The organism is Limimaricola cinnabarinus (assembly GCF_047631075.1).
GTDB classification, from domain to species: domain Bacteria; phylum Pseudomonadota; class Alphaproteobacteria; order Rhodobacterales; family Rhodobacteraceae; genus Limimaricola; species Limimaricola cinnabarinus.
Genome location: NZ_JBLHYX010000006.1, coordinates 139,565 through 159,818, shown reverse-complemented (window position 1 = coordinate 159,818; position 20,254 = coordinate 139,565). Strand labels below are relative to the sequence as shown.

Sequence of the window (20,254 nt, the reverse complement as noted above, 5' to 3'; positions counted from 1 at the left end):
CCTAGCCGTCCGTATCAGTGTCGCGTTCGGCCCGGCGCAGCGCACGGGCAAGCGCCGCCGAAGCCAGCACGCTCAGGCCCCATGTCACGAAGAGATAGACCAGCACCGCCGAGACCTGCGTTTCGCCATGCGGCCAGAGCAGCGGCAAGGCCCACAGGAACGCTGCCGCCACAGGGGCCAGACGGGCCGTGTCGTGCAGCCTGCGGCGGCGGTAGGAGGCGCGGGCGAGAAAGACCGGAGGCCTCGTTCCCGAACGCGGGCCCTCAGCCATTGGCAAGCGCGCGCACCCGGTCGAGCACTTCGGCGTTCGAGAACGGCTTGGTCATAAAATGGGTGGCCCCCAAGCGCATCGCCAGATCGCGGTCGCGCGCCTGACCGCGCGCGGTCAGCATCATCACCGGCAATGTCCGCGTCGCCGGATCGCCGCGCAGCTCCTGCAGAATGTCAAAGCCCGAACGGCCCGGCAACATCGCGTCGAGGATCACCAGATCGGGCGGATGCGCGCGCACTCTCTCGACCGCGCTAAGCCCGTCTGAATGGGTGTGCACGGTCCAGCCATCGCGCGACAGGATGAAGCTCACGGCCTCGATGATGTTCGGCTCGTCCTCGATCAGCAGGACACGTCTGGCCATCCTCGGCCCCTCCCTCGCGCACGGTCCTCCCCCGGACCGCGTGCTTTTACCGCGCCACTATCGCCGGGGCGTCCGGTGCTGTCAAAGCCTCCTCTTCCGGGCGCGGCAGCAGCGGCGGCTCGCGCCGGGCCGCGCAGCCGCGACGCGGACACAACCGGCAGCCCGGTCCGACCGCCCTCTCGGGCAGCGTCTGGGGCGCGGCATCCTGTGGCAGCATCAGCATCACCGCCTCGACCCTTGGCGCCGCACCCCAATCCGCGGTGGGCATAAGCGTGGCGACGGTGCAGCACAACACGCCGCCGGTCCCGTCTCCCGTCTCCTCCTCCGCGCCCGGCAACCGCGCCACCGCGCGCAGTGGCCGTCCGGGGCGCACCAGCGCCTCGAACAGCGGCCAGAGCGGACAGGCCGCGCCGCCGCGCGGAAGCGTCAGCCCGTCGAGCGGGCGGCGCCGCAGTATCGCGCCCGACGCGTCGCAGACCACGAGACCCGCCCGGGGCGGGCCGATCCCCGCCGGCAGCGTTGCAAGACGACGCATCACCCGCTCCAGCGGCTGGTTCAGCCACGCTGCGATCACCAGCGGGTCCGGGCTGTCCTGCCAAGCCTGCGCCACGGCGTCGAGCGGCAGCGCCGCGGCATCGGCGCGGTAGATGTCGAGTTGGTGTTTCAGCACGCTTTGCGCCGCGGCGTCGAGCCCCGGCGCGCCGGAGGCGATCTCGTCGGGGCGCATCGCGGGCTGCGCTCCTTCGAGCGCGGGAAGGTGGTGGTCCATCGTCTCGAGGAACCGCTCCACCTGCTCGTGGGGCGATAGTGCGGCCCCGCCCGGATCGCCGCCCGGCGCCTCGAGATAACCTGCGAGCCTGCGGCTGCTATCGGCGAGCCGCAGGCTCTCGGCGTGGATATTGCGGTGAAACCGGGCCTGCCAATCCCGGTCGAGCGTCTCGCTCCCCGCGAGGATCGAAGCGGTGGAGCGGATTGCCGTGGCAGCGGTGATCACCTGATGCAGGGAGGCCGAAAGCTCCGGATCATGGGCAAGCCGGTCGCCCAGCGCCGCGACCTGCCCCTCTAGCGTCTCGATCTGCCGCGCCTGCGCATCGACCAACGCCGCCCAGTCCGGAAACCGCCCAGCGAACTCCTCCGGCGCGCTTCCAGGCCGTCCCTGCGCCGCCGCCGCCGCCGCGAGCCGCGCGACCAGCGCACCGCCCGCCCCTTCGGAAAGCAGCGCGGGCTCGAGATCGAGCGCGCGCGCGATGGCGTTGAGAAGCTTGCCGCCGATGCGGCGGCGATTGTGTTCGATCAGATTCAGATAGGAGGGCGAGACGCCGATGCGCCGCGCAAGCTCACCCTGCGCCACCCCCGCATCCAGCCGCCGCGCCCGGATCCGCGTCCCGGCAAGCGCGCCGCTCGCGGATGGTCCGACGCTCATGCTGCGGTGCCGTTGCTGCAAGCGCGAGAAAAGGGATTTACCGGTTTACGATGGGTCATGTCGATAAATTTACAGCAAATGGCCAACAGTCCAAGCACTTGTTGCGCGATTTTCATCGAAGCCCCGATACTGCCCTTGCATCGAAAGATGTGGCGGCGCGGGTCGGGCGGAGGAGGTCCGGCGCGCATCGACCGGAATATCAGGGAGGAGACCACATGAGACGACAGAACTTCTCGCGGCGCGGCCTTTTGAAGACCGGCGCCGTGGGCAGCGCGGGTCTGGCGATGCCGACGATCTTCGCGTCCGGCGCTTCAGCCTTCACCAACAACCCGACCGGCGGCTCGGTCACGCTCGGCTTCAACGTGCCGCAGACCGGGGCCTATGCCGACGAGGGCGCCGACGAGCTGCGCGCCTTCGAACTCGCGGTCGAGCATCTCAACGGCGAAGGCGACGGAGGAATGCTCAACACGTTCTCCTCCAAGGCGCTCGACGGCACCGGCATCATGGGCAAGAAGGTCGAATTCGTCACCGGCGATACCCAGACCAAGTCCGACGCCGCCCGCGCCTCTGCGCAGTCGATGATCCAGAAGGACGGCGCGATCATGATCTCCGGCGGCTCGTCCTCGGGCGTTGCCGTCGCCGTGCAGGGCCTGTGTCAGGAGGCGGGCGTAATCTTCATGGCCGGTCTCACCCATTCCAACGACACCACCGGCAAGGACCGCAAGGCCAACGGCTTCCGCCACTTCTTCAACGCCTACATGTCGGCCGCAGCACTCGCGCCGGTGCTGCAGAACCTCTACGGCACCGATCGCAAGGCCTACCACCTGACCGCCGACTACACCTGGGGCTGGACCCAGGAGGAATCGATCGCCGCGGCAACCGAGGCGATGGGCTGGCAGACCGCCGAGAAGGTGCGCACGCCGCTCGGCGCGGGGGACTTCTCCTCCTATATCGCGCCGGTGCTGAATTCGGGCGCCGACGTGCTGGTGCTCAACCACTACGGCGGGGACATGGTGAACTCGCTCACCCAAGCCGTGCAGTTCGGACTGCGCGACCGGCAGGCCAATGGCAAGGACTTCCAGATCGTCGTGCCGCTCTATTCGGAGCTGATGGCGCGCGGCGCGGGCTCCGCCATCTCGGGCATTCCCGGCTCGCAGAACTGGGACTGGAAGCTTGAGGACGAGGGCACCAAAGCCTTCGTGAAAAGCTTTGGCGAGAAATACGGCTTCCCGCCATCTCAGGCCGCGCACACCTGCTACGTGCAGACGCTGCTCTATGCGGACGCCGTGACAAGGGCGGGCGACTTCAATCCCTGCGCCGTGGTCGAGGCGCTGGAGGGCTTCGAGTTCGACGGCATGGGCAACGGTCCGACGCTGTACCGGGCCGACGATCACCAGTGCTTCAAGGACGTGGTGGTGGTGAAGGGGGCCGAGAACCCGCAGGACGAATTCCACCTCGTGGAAATCGTCGAGGTCACGCCGACCAAGCAGGTCACCTATGCGCCGGACCACCCGATGTTCGCGGGCGGCGCGCTGGGCGAGTGCAACCCGGGCGCCTGAGCGCCTTTACCATAATCAACCGGTCGCATGATCCGCGACCGGTCCCTCCCGACGCGCGCCCCGAGGGGTGCGCGATCGGGGGCGGTATGACCATCCTCACAAATGGACGGGGACCATGGACGCCATACTCATCCAGATCCTGAACGGGCTCGACAAGGGGTCGGCTTACGCGCTGATCGCGCTGGGCCTGACCCTCATCTTCGGCACGCTGGGCGTGGTGAACTTCGCCCATGGCGCCCTGTTCATGATCGGCGCCTTCTGCGCCGTGACCTTGCAGAAAATCCTGACCATCAGCGTCACCACCATCGATCCCGAGAGGACCGATTTTCTCGGCAACCCGATGAAGGTGCAGACCCCCTATGTCGAGAACTGGTTCGGCCCCGAGTTGGGCGCGGCCATCATCGACTGGTCGGTGCCACTGGCGATCCTGCTGGCGATCCCGGTGATGGTGCTGGTGGGCTTCGTGATGGAGCGCGGGCTGATCAAGCATTTCTACAAGCGCCCCCATGCCGACCAGATCCTCGTGACCTTCGGCCTCGCCATCGTGCTGCAGGAGGTGATCAAGTATTTCTACGGCGCTAACCCGATCCCGATGCCCGCCCCGTCGGCCTTCAAGGGCAGCCTCGACATCGGCGCCTGGCTCGGCTTCGATCCCTATTCGATCATCTACCCCTACTGGCGGCTGGTCTACTTCTTCTTCGCGGCGATCATCATCGCGGGCGTCTTCGCCTTTCTGCAGTTCACCACCTTCGGCATGGTGGTCCGCGCCGGCATGGCCGACCGCGAGACCGTGGGGCTTTTGGGCATCGACATCGACCGCCGCTTCACGCTGATGTTCGGGCTTGCCGCCGCCGTCGCGGGGCTCGCGGGCGTGATGTACACGCCGATCCTCAGTCCCAACTACCACATGGGCATGGATTTCCTGGTGCTGAGCTTCGTGGTGGTCGTCGTGGGCGGCATGGGCTCGCTGCCCGGCGCCGTGCTGGCGGGGTTCCTCCTGGGCATCCTGCAGAGCTTCGCCTCGATGAACGAGGTCAAGTCGCTCCTGCCCGGCATCGACCAGATCATCATCTACCTCGTCGCCATCGTCATTCTGCTGACCCGTCCGCGGGGCCTGATGGGCCGCCGTGGCGTGATGGAGGAATAAGCCATGCTCGGACTTGAGCGCAGAGACACCCTTCTCCTGATCGCGGTGGCCGTCATCACGCTGTTCGCCCCGATCATCCTCAACCCCTTTCCGACAGGATCGGCGCTGGCGCAGTTCAACGCGGGCTATCCCGACCTGATGCAGCGCTTCGTGATCTTCGGGATCTTCGCGATCGGCTTCAACATCCTGTTCGGTCTCACCGGCTACCTCTCCTTCGGCCACGCGGCGTTCCTCGGCATTGGCTCCTACTCGGCGGTGTGGATGTTCAAGCTCTTGTCGATGAACGTGCTCCCGGCGATCCTGCTGTCGGTGATCATGGCCGGGCTTTTCGCCCTCGTGATCGGCTTCGTCAGCCTGCGCCGTTCGGGCATCTACTTCTCGATCCTGACGCTGGCCTTCGCGCAGATGAGCTACAACCTCGCCTATTCGGTGCTCACCCCGATCACCAATGGCGAAACCGGGCTTCAGCTCACCCTGTCGGACCCGCGCATCCTCGACGGCGCCTCGACGGGCGGCCTGCCGGTCACCTCGCTCTTCGGGGCCGAGATGCGTGACACCACGACGCTCTTCGTCGGTCCGTGGTCCTGGGACTTCTCGGTTGGCTACTACTTCTGCGCGGTTCTGCTGCTCGTGGCCTTCTACATCTCGGTGCGGATCTTCCGGTCGCCCTTCGGGATGATGCTGCGCGCGGTGAAGTCGAACCAGCAGCGGATGAACTACACCGGCCTCAACACCCGGCCCTACACGCTCGCGGCCTTCGTGATCTCGGGCATGTATGCGGGCCTCGCGGGCGGGCTTCTGGCGGCGATGGACCCACTGGCGGGCGCCGACCGGATGCAGTGGACCGCGAGCGGCGAGGTGGTGCTGATGACCATCCTCGGCGGCGCGGGCACGTTGATCGGGCCGGTGCTGGGTGCGGGCTTCATCAAGTATTTCGAGAACATCTTCTCGAAGATCAACGACGGCATCCTGCACCAGTGGTTCGCCTTCATGCCCGACGGCCTTGAGAATGTCATCGTCGCCGTCCTCCACCCCTTCATCGGCAAGGGCTGGCACCTGACGCTGGGCCTCATGTTCATGCTGGTCGTCATCTTCCTGCCCGGCGGCCTCGTCGAAGGCGCGCAGCGGACCGGTCGCCTGTTCCGCCGCCGCGACCGTAACGCCGACCACGTGGAATCCGACGCCGCGCGCCAGCGCGCCGCCGCGGAATAAGGAGCGCGACGATGGGCATTCTCGAAGTCAAAGGCGTCAACAAGCGCTTCGGCGGCCTGCAGGCGCTGGGCGACGTCAACCTCTCCATCAAGGAGAACACCGTCCACGCCATCATCGGCCCCAACGGGGCGGGCAAGTCGACGCTGCTGAACTGCCTCGTCGGCAAGTTGATCCCGGATTCGGGCAGCGTCATGTTCGACGGGCAGTCGGTGCTTGGCCGCAAGCCGCACGAGATCAACCAGATGGGCATCTCCCGCGTGTTCCAGACGCCCGAGATCTTCGCAGATCTCACGGTGCTGGAAAACGTGATGATCCCGTGTTTCGCCCGGCGCGACGGCGCGTTCCGGCTGCATGCTTACGAGACGGTGCGCAAGGAAACGGGCATCCGCGAGCAAGCCGAGGAGATGCTCGCCGACGTCAACATGCTCGACAAGCGCGGCATGACCGCCTCGAGCCTGTCGCGCGGCGACAAGCGGCGCCTCGAGATGGCGATGTGCCTGGTCCAGAAGCCCAAGCTGCTGCTTCTGGACGAGCCGACGGCGGGCATGGCGCGGGCCGACACCAACAACACCATCGACCTGCTCAAGGAGATCAAGTCCAAGCGCGACATCACCATGGCGATCATCGAGCATGACATGCATGTCGTGTTCTCGCTCGCCGAGCGGATCACCGTTCTCGCGCAGGGCACGCCGCTGGTCGAGGAAACGCCCGAGAACATCAAGGGTCACCCCAAGGTGCGCGAAGCCTATCTGGGCGAAGCGCAGGTCTGAACGCGGGAGCGAGAACATGGCAGAGACAGCGACATTCGACCGCGATCGCAACAGCGCCGCGACCCACCCCAAATTCCTCTCGGTCTGGGACATCCAGGCCTATTACGGCGAAAGCTACATCGTCCAAGGGGTCAGCTTCGACATCCACGAAGGCGAGATCCTCGCACTTCTGGGCCGCAACGGCGCGGGGAAGACCTCGACGTTGCGCACCATCGCCCGGCTCGACAACCCGGCGCTCAGGCATGGCGAGATCTGGCTCGATCACAAGCCGCTGCACAAGATGAAGGCGCATGAGGCGGCGGGCAACGGCATCGCGCTCGTGCCCGAGGACCGGCGCATCATTCCCGGCCTCACCGTCGAGGAGAACCTGCAGCTGGCGCAGATCGCGCCGCCCGTGGGATGGTCGCTGGAGCGGATCTACGGGCTGTTTCCGCGCCTCAAGGAGCGGCGGCGACAGGAGGGCGTCACGCTGTCGGGCGGCGAGCAGCAGATGCTCGCCATCGCCCGGGCGCTGGCGCGCGACATCAAGGTGCTGCTGCTCGACGAGCCCTACGAAGGTCTCGCTCCCGTGATCGTGCAGGAAATTGCTAAGACGCTGAACGTGATCAGGGATCAGGGGATCACCACGATCATCGTGGAGCAGAACGCCGTCGCCGCGCTCAAGCTCGCGGACCGGGCCGTGATCCTTGACACAGGCTCGGTCGTCTATGACGGATCGGCGCAGGAGGTGCTCAAGGACGAGGCGTTGCGCCAGCGCTACCTCGCGATCTGAGCATCAGGGAGAGAAGAGGAAAAGCTCATGACACCGCAGCTTCACGAGCCAAGCAAGGACACCGTCGCTCGCGCCCATGCCGACCGCGCCGCCTATGACCGGATGTACGCGCAGTCGATGCAGGACCCGGAGGGATTCTGGGCCGAACAGGGCAAACGGCTCGACTGGATCAAGCCCTATGACAAGGTCAAGGAGACCGATTTCACGCTCGGGCAGGTCTCGATCAAATGGTTCGAGGACGGCACACTCAACGTCGCGCAGAACTGCATCGACCGGCATCTCGCGACGCGCGGCACACAGACCGCCATCATCTGGGAGCCAGACGACCCGCAGGCCGAAGCGCAGCACATCACCTACCAGCAGCTGCATTCGCATGTGGGCAAGTTCGCCAACGTGCTAAAGACGATGGGCGTAAAAAAGGGCGACCGCGTCGTCATCTACATGCCGATGATCCCGCAGGCGGCCTATGCGATGCTGGCCTGCGCCCGGATCGGCGCGATCCATTCGGTGGTCTTCGCGGGCTTTTCGCCCGATGCGCTGTCGGCACGGGTGACGGGCTGCGACGCGAAGGTGGTGATCACCGCCGATGAGGCGCCCCGGGGCGGCCGCAACACGCCCCTCAAGACCAATGCCGACAAAGCCTTCGAGAAATGCCCCGAAGGCACGCAGATGCTCGTGGTCAAGCGTACCGGCGGCGCGGTCGAGATGGTCGAGGGCCGCGACCACTGGCTGCACGAGATGGAGGATGGTGTCTCCGACGACTGCCCGGCCGAGGAGATGGGCGCCGAGGACGAGCTGTTCATCCTCTACACTTCGGGCTCCACCGGCCAGCCCAAGGGCGTCGTGCACACGACCGGCGGCTATCTCGCCTACACGGCGATGACGCATCAATACACCTTCGATTACCATGATGGCGACGTCTACTGGTGCACCGCCGATGTCGGCTGGGTCACCGGGCACAGCTATATCGTCTATGGGCCGCTGGCCAATGGCGGCACGACGCTGATGTTCGAGGGCGTGCCGACCTATCCCGACGCCTCGCGCTTCTGGAAGGTCTGCGAGAAGCACAAAGTGAATCAGTTCTACACCGCCCCCACCGCGATCCGCGCCCTGATGGGCAAGGGTGAGCAGTGGGCGGAGGGCTGCGATCTGTCGTCGCTCAAGGTGCTGGGCACCGTGGGCGAGCCGATCAACCCCGAGGCTTGGGAGTGGTACGACCGCGTCATCGGCAAGGGCCGCGTGCCGATCGTCGATACGTGGTGGCAGACCGAAACAGGCGGCCACATGATCACCTCCCTGCCGGGCGCGATCGCGACCAAGCCCGGCTCGGCCACCCTGCCTTTCTTTGGCGTCAAGCCGGTCGTGCTCGACCCGCAGTCGGGCGCAGTGCTGGAGGCGACCGAGGTCGAGGGCGTGCTCGCCATCGCCGACAGCTGGCCCGGTCAGATGCGCACGATCTGGGGCGATCACGACCGCTTCGAGCAGACTTATTTCTCGCAATACAAGGGGTTCTATTTCTCAGGTGACGGCTGCCGTCGCGACGCGGATGGCTATTACTGGATCACCGGCCGCGTCGACGACGTGATCAACGTGTCAGGTCACCGCATGGGCACGGCCGAGGTCGAGAGCGCGCTGGTGGCACACAAGGCCGTCTCCGAAGCCGCCGTGGTCGGCTATCCGCACGAGATCAAGGGACAGGGCATCTACGCCTATGTCACGCTGATGGAAGGGGTGGAGGCCACCGACGAATTGCGCCGCGAACTGGAAGGATGGGTGCGCCGGGAGATCGGCCCCATCGCCAAGCCCGACTGCATCCAGTGGGCCCCCGGCCTGCCCAAGACCCGCTCGGGCAAGATCATGCGCCGCATCCTGCGCAAGATCGCCGAGAACGATCACGATAGCCTCGGCGACACCTCGACGCTGGCCGAGCCGCAGGTTGTCGAAGACCTGATCGCCAACCGAATGAATCGCAACTGATCGCGCCACCGAGCGGGTCCACGGCGACGTGGGCCCGCCCCGACCCCGTTCTTCGTGGTTTGTTCATATTCTACGGCCAAACTCATCCTGATCGCGACCAATGATTCGGGAGCTTTGAATGGAAACCCCTAGATCGATGCCAACGCTGTCCGGCCCGACGATCTCGGCCAACCTGCGCGCGCCGGTCGAAACCCTGCCCGCCTCGCCTTCGAGATCCGACCCGCTGCCCGTCACCCGCCCGTACGCCCCAGCCGTCATCGTGCCGCGCCCGCCCGATCAGGTCAAAATGGGCCTCGTACAAGCCGCGCTGCTCGGCAATGATGTGTCGCCCAAGTAATATTCTCCCCAAAGGGTGCTCAAGCCCTGGGGCATCACCATCCGGCCAAATAGTGAACGCGCGCGGGAGCATCGCGAGGCCGACATGGAACGCGAGCGGCAAGCCACGTTCGCGCCCCGGAACCAGAACAGGATGGCGGCACGGACTTGGCCCGCCCCATCTCCGAGACGCCCCTGATCCCGCCAGAAAACGTACCGCAGGGCCTTGGCACCGGAACCGAGCCGCTGCGCGTCGCCGATTGACGCCGCGCCGTGGCCCGGTCCCGGTCGCGGGCTGCTTTCCTCGTCCGGAGAACCGGCGTATAAGCCCCCGGAACTGCTGCCCGGACGGGCGCTATACGAGGGGCCCTGAGACATGAGCGACACGACCAGCCACGACAGCGACGTCAGCTTCATCCGCGCGCTGGCGGAACTGCTGAACCAGAACGACCTGACCGAGCTTCAGGTCAAGCGCGATTACGGCGAGAACGACAGCCTGAACGTCCGCGTCAGCCGTGCCCGCGAAGTGGTCCAGCAGGTCGCCATGCCGCAGGCGTCGAGCGCCCCCGCGGCACCCGCCGCGTCGATGACCGCCGCCGCCCCTGCCGCCGCCGCCGCGGCCCCTTCGGATGACCCGGCGAGCCACCCCGGCGCCGTCACCTCGCCCATGGTCGGCACCGCCTATCTTCAGGCCGAGCCCGGCACGCCCGCTTTCGTGACCCCTGGCGCGCAAGTGAAGGAGGGCGACACCGTCCTCATCATCGAGGCGATGAAGACCATGAACCAGATTCCCGCACCCCGCTCCGGCACGGTCAAACGCATCCTCGTCGAAGATGGCAGTCCCGTCGAATTCGGCGCGCCGCTGATGATCATCGAGTGAGCCCCATGTTCGACAAGATCCTCATCGCCAATCGCGGCGAGATCGCGCTTCGGGTCGTGCGCGCCGCGCGCGAGATGGGCATCAAGAGTGTCGCGGTGCATTCGACCGCCGATTCGGATGCCATGCATGTCCGCATGGCCGATGAGGCGATCTGCATCGGGCCGCCGCCCTCCTCGCAATCCTATCTTTCCTTCCCTGCGATCCTCTCGGCCTGCGAAATCACGGGCGCGCAGGCGATCCATCCGGGCTATGGCTTCCTATCCGAAAACGCCGCCTTCGTGCAGGCGGTCGAGGACCACGGGCTGACCTTCATCGGCCCCTCGGCGGAGCACATCCGCATGATGGGCGACAAGATCACCGCCAAGGACACGATGAAGGCGCTCGGCGTGCCTTGCGTGCCCGGCTCGGATGGCGGCGTGCCGAGTGTCGAGGCCGCTCGAAAGGTCGCCGCCGAAATCGGCTACCCGGTGATCATCAAGGCCACCGCCGGCGGTGGCGGACGCGGTATGAAGGTCGCCAAATCCGAGGCCGAGATCGAGCGCGCCTTCCAGACCGCGCGCTCCGAATCCAAGGCCGCCTTCGGCAATGACGAAGTCTATATCGAGAAGTACCTTACCACGCCGCGCCATATCGAGATCCAGGTCTTCGGCGACGGCAAGGGCCGCGCTGTGCATCTGGGCGAGCGCGACTGCTCGCTACAGCGGCGCCATCAGAAGGTGCTCGAGGAGGCGCCTGGCCCTTGCATCACGCAAGCGCTGCGCGACCGCATCGGCAAGGTCTGTGCCGACGCCGTGGCCAAGATCAAGTATTCGGGCGCGGGCACGATCGAGTTCCTGTTCGAGAACGACGAGTTCTACTTCATCGAGATGAACACCCGCCTGCAGGTGGAGCATCCGGTGACCGAGGCTATCTTCGGCGTCGATCTGGTGCGCGAGCAGATCCGCGTGGCTTCGGGCCTGCCGATGTCGTTCGCCCAAGACGACCTGCACATTCGCGGCCATGCGATCGAGGTGCGGATCAACGCCGAGAAGCTGCCGAACTTCGCGCCCTGCCCAGGCCGGATCACGCAGTATCACGCCCCCGGTGGCCTCGGCGTGCGCATGGACAGCGCGCTCTATGACGGCTACCGAATCCCGCCCTATTACGACAGCCTGATCGCCAAGCTGATCGTGCATGGCTCCGACCGGGCCGAGGCGCTGGCCCGGCTCAACCGGGCCTTGGGCGAATTGATCGTGGACGGGATCGACACCACCGTGCCGCTGCATCACGCGCTTCTGGGTGAACCTGACATTCTGTCGGGTGACTACAACATCCACTGGCTCGAGCGGTGGCTCGAACAGACGCTGCAAGGGTAGGACGGGGGGCCGCGCATGTCCCCTGCCCGGCTCACGCCCGAGCTGCTGCTGCATGGCTACGCGCAGGGCGTGTTCCCGATGGCCGAAAGCCGGGACGACCCGGAGATCTTCTGGGTCGACCCGCGCCAGCGCGGAGTGTTGCCACTCGACGATTTTCGCCTGTCGCGCAGCCTCGCGCGGCGGATGCGCCGGGGTGGCTTCGAGATCGTCGTGAACAGCGATTTCGAAGGTGTGGTCGCAAGCTGCGCCGACAGGCCCGAAACCTGGATCAACGACGAGATCTTCGAACTCTACGCCGCGCTGCACCGCATGGGGTTCGCCCATTCGGTCGAGGTGCGCCATGAGGGTCAGCTCACGGGCGGCATCTACGGGGTCACGCTGGGTGGGGCGTTCTTCGGCGAAAGCATGTTCTCCCGCCACACCGATGCATCAAAGCTGGCGATGGCCTGGCTGGTGGACCGTCTGCGGCTGGGCGGGTTCACCCTCTTCGATGCGCAGTTCCTGACGCCGCATCTGGCCAGCTTGGGTTTTGTCGAGATCCCGCGCGCGCGTTACCGCGCGGCGCTTGCGACGGCGCTGGAGCAACGGGGCGATTTCATTGCGCCCGGTGCCCCGGCCCCGGTTCAGGACGTCCTGCAGCGCAATGCCCAGACGTCGTAACGCGGATGGTCCATCGCGTTGAGCGCGGGGGCCGATGCGATCATCCAGCCCTGAAACACCGGCGTTTCGACCTCCTGATACCGCACGATCAGCCGCTCATAGGCGTCACCCGCCGGGTTGTCGGCGGGATAGCGGCATTCATCGAGTTCGATCGACAGGTGGCCGACCGTCGCGCTTTCACCCGTGGCAAGGTCGAGATCGGTGACCGCTCCGGTGATCTTGTCGAGCACGCGCAGCACGCCGCCGGGCGCCTGCGCCGCCTGCTGGGCGCCCGCCGGGGCGGCGAGCAGCGCCAGAACCAGCGCCGCGCGGCGGATCATTCGGGCTGCCACGCGTCGTAATCCTTGGTCACGACGGGGGCCGCGCGACGGATTGATCCCGCGGGCGCATAAGCCTGCGCGGTGCCGGTGTGGTTCGGCTCGTGCGCCTTCTCCCAAGGGCGATGGACCATGGGGCGCGTGGTCGGCGGCTCGTCCCAGGTCCGGTGCAGCCAGCCATGCCACTCCGGATCGATGCGGCTCGCCTCGATTTCGCCGTTGAAGATGACCCAGCGCTTCGAGTCGTCGGCGTTGCGATAAAAGATGTTGCCCTGCTTGTCCTCGCCCACCTTCTCACCCTTGCGCCAGGTGAAAAGCTGGGTGCCGAAGGTCTGACCGTTCCACCAGGTGAAGGTCCGCTTGAGAATGCTGCCGAGGCTCATGACTGGTCTCCTGTCCTGCGCCCCGTCATGCCGCAAAGCAGGCGCGAGGTCCAGTGGTCAGCGGGGCCTCGGCGCAGCCGCGCCGTGACCTCGACCTCGATCCGCATCGCGGGCTCCATGAGGCTGCATTCGATCATCGTCGCGGCCGGCGGCGCAGCACCCCATGCGGCCCGCAAGAAAGGCCAACAGGCTGGAAATTCGGCCCTGTCGGGAGCATGTAGGTGACACGCACCACGCGTTCCATGCCCGATCCCGCTGCCTCCAGCGCCGCCGCGACGTTGGCCAAGGCAGCTTGGCACTGCGCCTCGATGCCCTTAGGCAGCGTCATGCTGGTATAGTCGTAGCCTGTGGTGCCGGAGGCGAAGACCCACCCATCGCAAAGGACGGACCGGCCGTAGCCGATCCGTCCCTCGAACTCCGATCCGGACTTGAAACGCTCCATCGCCTCAGCCCGCGGAGGCAGTTTCCTTCTTCGCGCCGTCGGCGTGGATCATCAGCGGCTTGCCGTCGCCGACCGCCTCCTCGTTGACCACCACCTCGGTGACGCTTTCAAGGCTCGGCAATTCGAACATCGTGTCGAGCAGGATGCCCTCCATGATCGAGCGCAGGCCGCGCGCGCCGGTCTTGCGTTCGATCGCCTTGCGCGAGATCGCCTTGAGCGCATCCTCGGTGAAGGTGAGCTTGGTATCTTCGATGTCGAACAGGCGCTGGTACTGCTTGACCAGCGCGTTCTTGGGCTGGGTCAGGATGGTGACCAGCGCCTCTTCGTCGAGATCGGTCAGCGTCGCGATCACCGGCAGGCGGCCGACGAATTCGGGGATCAGGCCGAACTTGAGCAAATCCTCAGGCTCCAGATCGCCGAAGATCTCACCGATGCCACGATCGTCCTGACCGCGCACATCGGCGTTGAAGCCCATGGCCGATCCCTTGCCGCGCTGCGCGATGATCTTGTCGAGACCGGCGAAGGCGCCACCGCAGATGAACAGGATGTTGGTGGTGTCGACCTGCAGGAACTCCTGCTGCGGATGCTTGCGCCCGCCCTGCGGCGGCACGGAGGCCACGGTGCCCTCCATGATCTTCAAAAGGGCCTGCTGCACCCCCTCGCCCGAAACGTCGCGGGTGATCGAGGGGTTGTCGGACTTGCGGGTGATCTTATCGACTTCGTCGATATAGACGATGCCGCGCTGCGCCCGCTCGACGTTGTACTCGGAAGCCTGAAGCAGCTTGAGGATGATGTTCTCGACATCCTCGCCGACATAGCCCGCCTCGGTCAACGTCGTCGCGTCCGCCATGGTGAAGGGCACATCAAGGATACGGGCCAGCGTCTGCGCGAGCAGCGTCTTGCCGCAACCGGTAGGGCCGATCAGCATGATATTGGATTTCGACAGCTCGATGTCGCTGGCCTTGGCCGCGTGGTTGAGCCGCTTGTAGTGGTTGTGGACTGCGACCGAGAGCACGCGCTTGGCATGCATCTGGCCGATCACGTAGTCGTCGAGCACGTCGCAGATCTCGCGCGGCGTCGGAACGCCCTCGGCGGATTTCAGGCCGGAGCCCTTGGTCTCTTCGCGGATGATGTCCATGCACAGCTCGACGCATTCGTCGCAGATGAACACGGTCGGTCCCGCGATGAGCTTGCGCACCTCGTGCTGGCTCTTTCCGCAAAAGCTGCAGTAGAGCGTGTTCTTGCTGTCGCCGCCGGACGTGCTTGCCATATCGAACCCCCGGGCCATCGGCCCTGCTTTATCTCTCGGTCTGCCCTTGCTTGAACGATAGGGCAGCCATTTCGTGGCCACAACGCCAAAATCCCGGCGCGGCGGTGACGGTCACCCCCTGCCGAGGGGATGACCGGCGCCGGATCAACCGGCGGTATTGGGCGTCTTGTCGTCGCCTTGCGACCGGCTGGTCAGGATCTCGTCGATCAGGCCCCAGTCGCGCGCCTCGGTCGGCGACATGAAGTTGTCGCGCTCCAGAGCGGCCTCGACCTTTTCGAGGGGCTGGCCGGTGTGGTGTACATATATCTCGTTGAGCCGGTTCTTGAGCTTCTGCGTTTCGGCGGCGTGGATCATGATGTCCGTCGCTTGCCCCTGATAGCCGCCAGAGGGCTGGTGCACCATGACGCGGGAGTTGGGCAGCGAGAAACGCATGCCCTTCTCACCAGCAGTGAGCAGGAGCGAGCCCATCGAGGCTGCCTGCCCGATCACCAGGGTCGAGACCTTGGGCCGGATGTATTGCATGGTGTCGTAGATCGACAGGCCGGAGGTGACGACACCACCGGGGCTGTTGATATACATCGAGATCTCTTTTTTCGGATTCTCGGCTTCGAGGTGCAGGAGCTGCGCGACGATGAGCTGGCTCATGCCGTCATGCACCGGGCCGTTCACGAAGATCACGCGCTCTTTGAGCAGCCGCGAGAAGATGTCGTAGGCGCGCTCGCCCCGGCTGGTCTGTTCGACCACCATCGGCACGAGGTTCATGTAGGTCTCAACGGGATCGTGCATCTGCTCTGCCTTTTCGGGAACGCTTGCGTCTCATGCGGATCTTGTCCTGACAGAGTCTTAGTGGTCCGCTCCGGGGGTTTCAACTGCACCTCCCCTCCGGCGTCACCGGTAAGGGGCCGCTCGCCATACCCCGGCAGAAGGGGTCTCGCGAGCGGCGCCCGTGACCGTCCGGCAGCGAAACGGCCATGGTCCTCGTGCGCCCTGCAGTCAGTCGTCTCCGCCCGTAAGCAGAAATATCAGGAACGCGACCACCACCAGACCTGCAAGGGCGGCCACCATCGTCGCGATGGTCATGGCGTCCTCATGGGTCGTGTCGTGTCAGGCTGAAACGCACGCGTCGGTGCGAGGTTCCGCCGCGTTGCGGCGTGTCAGACCATCGCCTCGGGCACACCCGGCAGGTTGCGCCCCAATCGCCAGGCCGGTCGCAGCGGATAGGGCAACAAGAACCCCTTGCGCAGCTCGGGCACTTCGGCGCGATCAGCATGGACCATGCCGCGCCAGCGTGCCACCAGCGCGCGGCCGCTTTCGCCCTCGCGCGGGAGGGCGTCGGGGCCCATCCAGTGCGACATGCAGGCCTCCATCAGCGGCATCACCTCGACCCCCGACGACAGCCGCACCCCCGCCTCGGTGTCCCAATGCATGGAGCGGCCATTGAGGTTGGCCGAGGAAACGATGGCATCCCTGCCGTCGGCGATGGTGACCTTGGCATGCACATAGATGATGGGCGCGCGCCAGATCCGCGCACGCGGTCCGCGGTCTTCCTTGGTGGCGCGCCTTGGCGCGGCGGGCGACACGATCAGGGCCCGATCGCCGAAGGCGCGGGCGATCTTGCGCACGCAGCGCGCCTGGAGGTAGTCGCCGTAACGGGCATCGACTCCGGCCGCGGAAAAGGCCGCGTCCTCGGGGGCGGCAGGAAGCACGAGGACGAGGCCGAGATCGGGCTGCGCATGCGCCGCGCGGGCCAATTCGCGCGCCAGATTGCGGTCGCGCATGAACTGCGTCTCGATATAGAGAAGGTCGCGCGCGCCCGAAAAGACATTGCGCTGGGCATCGAAAATTTCGGACACCTTGCGCTCGGGCGACATGCGCAGCACGGCGGGGCTGCGATGCGCCGACAGCGTGCGAATAACGCGGCCCGTGGGCTCGGGCGTACCGCCCGAGTTCACCGCGAGATAGCTGTCGAGATGCCGGTGTGCATCCGCCACCGCCGAGCCGCCCATGAGCAGCTGCACGTCGTGCCATGTCTCCTGCGCGGGCCGGTCGTGCCGCAGCGTGTCGTAGCGGCGGTCGTCGAGATCGAGCCCGCCGATATAGAGCCAGCGGTCATCGAATATGGCCAGCTTTTGGTGATGCGTGGCGAGGTACAGCTCAGGGATCGGCCAGCGCTTGGCCACCAGCTGCCCGCCGCGATAGGCCAAATGCCCTTCGAGGCCGGGCCTGAGGCGCAGCATCTCCTCGCGCTCATCCTCGGGCAGCGCGCCGATCTGCCGCGCGGTGTCGCGCAGCCTGCTCCAGGTCTGGTACCATAGGAGCGCGCGCGGCACGGCCCCCACCCGTGCGGGGTGCATCGCCGCCCGCAGCTTGAGCCGTTCGGGATGGCCCGAGGCCTCGCCTGCCGCAATCAACCCGCGCATCGCGTCCCAAGTCATCGCATGCATCGCGTTGACCGCGATCGGATCGAAATCGGTGATGGCGATCTCGACCTCGAGCCCTTCGCGCAGCTTGTGCGCGATCAGGTCGAACCAGATCTCACCGATTTTGCGGGCGCTCTCCGAATGCAGCTGCGTGAAGGGATCGAACACCCGGAACGACATGCGCACCCGTTTGGTGGCCTCAAGAAAGCACCGCTCGAACACCGGGTAGGCCTGCTCCGCGGTGATCAGCGGCATCGGCACCTCCGGGTCGTCCGGCAGGACCGGGTCGGGCAAGGCCTCGCGACCCCAGCGCGCATGCGCGGGATCGTTCTCGGCATAGTCCGTATCGGTCTTGGAGGTGCCGCGCCGCTCGCGCAGCGGGAACCCCATGCCGTCTTGTCTGCCGCGCGTCATCAGTAATCCTGTGGGTCATATTGCATTTCCCGAACCGGGAACCGGGTCGAGAGCTTGTAGACCCCCAACTCATGCCGGGTTTCGCTGGGTCCACCGAGCTGTGCCGCAAAGGCCTGAATGAGGTTGGTCCCGAGGCCTTGGGCCCGCGGGCGCATGGTGGTGGCATCTCCGTTTTCGGTGGCGGCGGAGTTGGCGATCTCCAGACATACCATATCCTCGGCCTCGCGGCGAAGCGAGACCGCGACCCAAGGCTTGCCGTTCTCGCCGGGAGCCGCATTGCTCAGCGCATTGGCGAGTGCCTCGGAGGTGAGCAAGGACAGCGGTACGGCCTGATCGGGCAGAAGTTCCAGATCCTCGAGGTCGAGCTTGGTTTCGAGATCCGTTCCTGCTCCGGAGGCGACGCTTTGCTGTGCCACGATCTCGCGCAGCAGCCGAGCGGCATTGACCCGGCCCACATCCTGGCTCTCGTAGAGCGTGCGGTGAATCGTCGCGAGGCCAAGCACCCGATCCTGAAGCCGACTCAAAATCTCGCGGGTCGTGGCGTCCGGCGTGCGTCGCATCTGCATCGACATGATCGAAGAGATAAGCTGCAGGTTGTTCTTGACCCGGTGGTGCACCTCCTTGAGCAGGATGCCGCGCTCGCGTAGCTGATCCTCGACCCGAGCCTCGTCCTGCAGGATATTGCCCGCCATCTGCACGAACTCGCCCTCGATCTCGCGCAGTTCGCGCGACATATCGCCCGTGCTGGCCTGTGCCGGCAGCTGCCGGTTGGCACCGAACCGCCGCATGGAGCGGCCCAGATTGCGGACATGGCGGATCACCAGCCGATGAATCGCGTAATAGGCCACCAGCAGGCTCGCGGCCCACATCAGGATCGGAAACAGGCTGGGCAGGAGCGGCGACGCGAACCCCTCGGAGGCGGGCCAGATCCCCAAGGCAAAGACCGCCCCCGTCACCAGCGGCGTCACCGCATAGACAAGTCGTTCCCCATCAGGCGACAGACCGGCAGTGGCGGTCGGGCGCAGACCGGTCTGCGACGACAGATCGAAATCCTCGGGCAGCAGCGTCTCGAGCGGCCGATCTGGGTTCTGCAGGGTCAGGCGCTCGCCCAACTCGTTGTAGGTCACGAGCTGGATCGGGCGGCGCTCGGCCGCGATCAGTCCGGCGGGGGCGGCGATGCGTCGCTGCGGGATGGCGAGCTGCACGTATCCCATGAACTGCCCGTTCTCCTCGATCGGGCTTGCCACGTTGATCACCGGCTCATCCGCGATCTCAGGCCGTTGGCTCAGAGTGACGATGGTCGAAGGCGTCACCGACATCTGCTTCCAGATGCCGGTGTCGCGCATGTCGAGCGGCTGTGCGAGCGAGGAGCAGCGCATGGTGCCGTCGGAATCAACCAAACCGATCATCGCATAGAGCCTGCGCCCCTCAATGTAGCGGTTGAGGTAGCTCGAACAGCTTGTTGGATCGTCAAGTTCGTCGATGACCACGCCAAGCGCTTCGGCCACGCCGAAGGCGCGCTCGATGGTCTGTTCCACCGGCGCGCCGGCCTGCGCGGTAAGCGCAAGCAAGGAAAGTTCGGACCGCCGCAATGTCTCACGCTGAAACTCGGCGGTTTGATAAATCGCAATCAGTCCGATGGGCATAAGCGCGATGGTCAGGAAAGCGACCACGCGCAGCACCAGCCCATGCGCGCTGAACCAGCCGCCGGCTTGCGCCGTCCGGTCCCGCTCGCCTGTCGTGTCCGTCACAAGTGAGGCCCGCCTTGTGCCGCCAGAACGGCCATGGTCGCCTCGTCCGTCATGCTGAGATTGTCGCCCTCATCGAGATGCAACAACTCGGCCAAACGTACGCGCGCGCGGTTGGCCCGGCTCTTGATCGTGCCGATCGCCACGCCGCACATTCCCGCAGCCTCCTCGTAGGAAAAGCCCGAAGCCCCCACCAGAGCCAACGCCTCGCGCTGCTCGTCGGGAAGCTGCGCGAAAGCCCGCAGGAAGTCGTTCATCTGCAGACGGCCGTCATGCGCAGGTTTCTCCGCAAGGCTCGCCGTGAACACGCCATCGACATCCGCCACCTCGCGCTGTGCCTTGCGGCGGCCCGAGTAGAAGGTGTTGCGCAAAATGGTGAACAACCACGCCCGCAGGTTCGTGCCCGGCTTGAACTTGTCGAAATTGGTCCACGCCTTGACCACCGTGTCCTGCACGAGGTCATCGGCCTGGGCGCCATTACGCGTCAGCGACAGCGCAAAGGCCCGCATGGCCGGGAGGTGCCCGACCAGTTCATCTCTCGGATCCTGATGGCTCATT

Annotated in this window: 22 protein-coding genes; 10 read left to right on the top strand and 12 right to left on the bottom strand. The window is 65.9% G+C overall.

Annotation, left to right across the window (positions count from 1 at the left end; translation table 11 throughout):
• Position 1 precedes the first annotated feature (1 nt).
• Genes ACJASC_RS07125 through ACJASC_RS07115 form a run of 3 tightly spaced genes read right to left on the bottom strand, consistent with a single transcriptional unit; the run spans position 2 to position 2,055 of the window.
• Positions 2–271, bottom strand: a complete 270-nt coding sequence (locus ACJASC_RS07125) for a hypothetical protein (RefSeq protein ID WP_415144740.1) — start codon at positions 269–271, stop codon at positions 2–4.
• Positions 264–632, bottom strand: coding sequence for a response regulator transcription factor (locus tag ACJASC_RS07120; protein ID WP_021695310.1), 369 nt, complete (start codon positions 630–632; stop codon positions 264–266). Before ACJASC_RS07120 ends, ACJASC_RS07125 begins: the two co-directional genes overlap by 8 nt.
• 46 nt (positions 633–678) lie before the next feature.
• Entirely contained in the window at positions 679–2,055 is a 1,377-nt protein-coding gene (locus ACJASC_RS07115) for a short-chain fatty acyl-CoA regulator family protein (protein WP_415144737.1), read from the bottom strand.
• 215 nt (positions 2,056–2,270) lie between these two features.
• On the opposite strand from ACJASC_RS07115, the gene ACJASC_RS07110 reads away from it, so the two are divergent.
• The 10 genes from ACJASC_RS07110 to aat all read left to right on the top strand — a co-directional run bounded on the left by ACJASC_RS07110 (position 2,271) and on the right by aat (position 12,702).
• Positions 2,271–3,614, top strand: coding sequence for a substrate-binding protein (locus tag ACJASC_RS07110; RefSeq protein WP_415144735.1), 1,344 nt, complete (start codon positions 2,271–2,273; stop codon positions 3,612–3,614).
• A 115-nt stretch (positions 3,615–3,729) separates the two neighbouring features.
• Entirely contained in the window at positions 3,730–4,761 is a 1,032-nt protein-coding gene (locus tag ACJASC_RS07105; RefSeq protein WP_415144733.1) for a branched-chain amino acid ABC transporter permease, read from the top strand.
• A 3-nt stretch (positions 4,762–4,764) separates the two neighbouring features.
• Positions 4,765–5,973, top strand: a complete 1,209-nt coding sequence (locus tag ACJASC_RS07100) for a branched-chain amino acid ABC transporter permease (protein ID WP_415144731.1) — start codon at positions 4,765–4,767, stop codon at positions 5,971–5,973.
• A gap of 11 nt (positions 5,974–5,984) precedes the next feature.
• Positions 5,985–6,743 (top strand): ABC transporter ATP-binding protein, encoded by a 759-nt coding sequence (locus ACJASC_RS07095; RefSeq protein WP_021694230.1) that lies wholly within the window; start codon positions 5,985–5,987, stop codon positions 6,741–6,743.
• A gap of 16 nt (positions 6,744–6,759) precedes the next feature.
• On the top strand, positions 6,760–7,515 hold the full coding sequence (locus tag ACJASC_RS07090; RefSeq protein WP_415144728.1) for an ABC transporter ATP-binding protein: 756 nt from the start codon (positions 6,760–6,762) through the stop codon (positions 7,513–7,515).
• 27 nt (positions 7,516–7,542) lie between these two features.
• Positions 7,543–9,492: an acetate--CoA ligase gene (gene acs, locus ACJASC_RS07085; protein ID WP_415144726.1), complete on the top strand. Its 1,950-nt coding sequence runs from the start codon at positions 7,543–7,545 to the stop codon at positions 9,490–9,492.
• Positions 9,493–9,610: 118 nt separating this feature from the next.
• Entirely contained in the window at positions 9,611–9,829 is a 219-nt protein-coding gene (locus tag ACJASC_RS07080) for a hypothetical protein (RefSeq protein ID WP_415144724.1), read from the top strand.
• A 354-nt stretch (positions 9,830–10,183) separates the two neighbouring features.
• A complete protein-coding gene (gene accB, locus ACJASC_RS07075) occupies positions 10,184–10,687 on the top strand; it encodes an acetyl-CoA carboxylase biotin carboxyl carrier protein (protein ID WP_415144722.1) in 504 nt (167 codons plus the stop codon).
• Positions 10,688–10,692: 5 nt separating this feature from the next.
• Complete coding sequence (gene accC / locus ACJASC_RS07070; RefSeq protein ID WP_415144720.1) at positions 10,693–12,042, top strand: acetyl-CoA carboxylase biotin carboxylase subunit; 1,350 nt, start codon at positions 10,693–10,695, stop codon at positions 12,040–12,042.
• A 15-nt stretch (positions 12,043–12,057) separates the two neighbouring features.
• Positions 12,058–12,702: a leucyl/phenylalanyl-tRNA--protein transferase gene (gene aat, locus ACJASC_RS07065; protein ID WP_415144718.1), complete on the top strand. Its 645-nt coding sequence runs from the start codon at positions 12,058–12,060 to the stop codon at positions 12,700–12,702.
• Here aat and ACJASC_RS07060 read toward each other — a convergent pair.
• The 9 genes from ACJASC_RS07060 to ACJASC_RS07020 all read right to left on the bottom strand — a co-directional run bounded on the left by ACJASC_RS07060 (position 12,666) and on the right by ACJASC_RS07020 (position 20,253).
• On the bottom strand, positions 12,666–13,022 hold the full coding sequence (locus ACJASC_RS07060) for a DUF2155 domain-containing protein (protein WP_415144779.1): 357 nt from the start codon (positions 13,020–13,022) through the stop codon (positions 12,666–12,668). The two genes, aat and ACJASC_RS07060, sit on opposite strands and share 37 nt — an antisense overlap.
• Positions 13,019–13,402 (bottom strand): NADH:ubiquinone oxidoreductase subunit NDUFA12, encoded by a 384-nt coding sequence (locus tag ACJASC_RS07055; RefSeq protein WP_415144716.1) that lies wholly within the window; start codon positions 13,400–13,402, stop codon positions 13,019–13,021. The genes ACJASC_RS07060 and ACJASC_RS07055 overlap by 4 nt, the downstream gene beginning before the upstream one ends.
• Positions 13,399–13,539, bottom strand: a complete 141-nt coding sequence (locus tag ACJASC_RS07050; RefSeq protein WP_415144714.1) for a hypothetical protein — start codon at positions 13,537–13,539, stop codon at positions 13,399–13,401. Before ACJASC_RS07050 ends, ACJASC_RS07055 begins: the two co-directional genes overlap by 4 nt.
• On the bottom strand, positions 13,536–13,844 hold the full coding sequence (locus tag ACJASC_RS07045; RefSeq protein WP_415144712.1) for a Rid family hydrolase: 309 nt from the start codon (positions 13,842–13,844) through the stop codon (positions 13,536–13,538). Before ACJASC_RS07045 ends, ACJASC_RS07050 begins: the two co-directional genes overlap by 4 nt.
• A gap of 4 nt (positions 13,845–13,848) precedes the next feature.
• Complete coding sequence (gene clpX / locus ACJASC_RS07040; RefSeq protein ID WP_021694239.1) at positions 13,849–15,114, bottom strand: ATP-dependent Clp protease ATP-binding subunit ClpX; 1,266 nt, start codon at positions 15,112–15,114, stop codon at positions 13,849–13,851.
• Positions 15,115–15,258: 144 nt separating this feature from the next.
• Positions 15,259–15,900 (bottom strand): ATP-dependent Clp protease proteolytic subunit, encoded by a 642-nt coding sequence (locus ACJASC_RS07035; RefSeq protein WP_021694240.1) that lies wholly within the window; start codon positions 15,898–15,900, stop codon positions 15,259–15,261.
• 368 nt (positions 15,901–16,268) lie between these two features.
• Positions 16,269–17,948, bottom strand: a complete 1,680-nt coding sequence (locus ACJASC_RS07030; protein ID WP_415144710.1) for a phospholipase D-like domain-containing protein — start codon at positions 17,946–17,948, stop codon at positions 16,269–16,271.
• The gene (locus tag ACJASC_RS07025; protein WP_021694242.1) at positions 17,948–19,699 is read right to left on the bottom strand and encodes a sensor histidine kinase; all 1,752 of its coding nucleotides are present in this window, start codon (positions 19,697–19,699) and stop codon (positions 17,948–17,950) included. The genes ACJASC_RS07030 and ACJASC_RS07025 overlap by 1 nt, the downstream gene beginning before the upstream one ends.
• A complete protein-coding gene (locus ACJASC_RS07020) occupies positions 19,696–20,253 on the bottom strand; it encodes an RNA polymerase sigma factor (protein ID WP_045320020.1) in 558 nt (185 codons plus the stop codon). The genes ACJASC_RS07025 and ACJASC_RS07020 overlap by 4 nt, the downstream gene beginning before the upstream one ends.
• Between the last annotated feature and the right edge of the window lies 1 nt (position 20,254).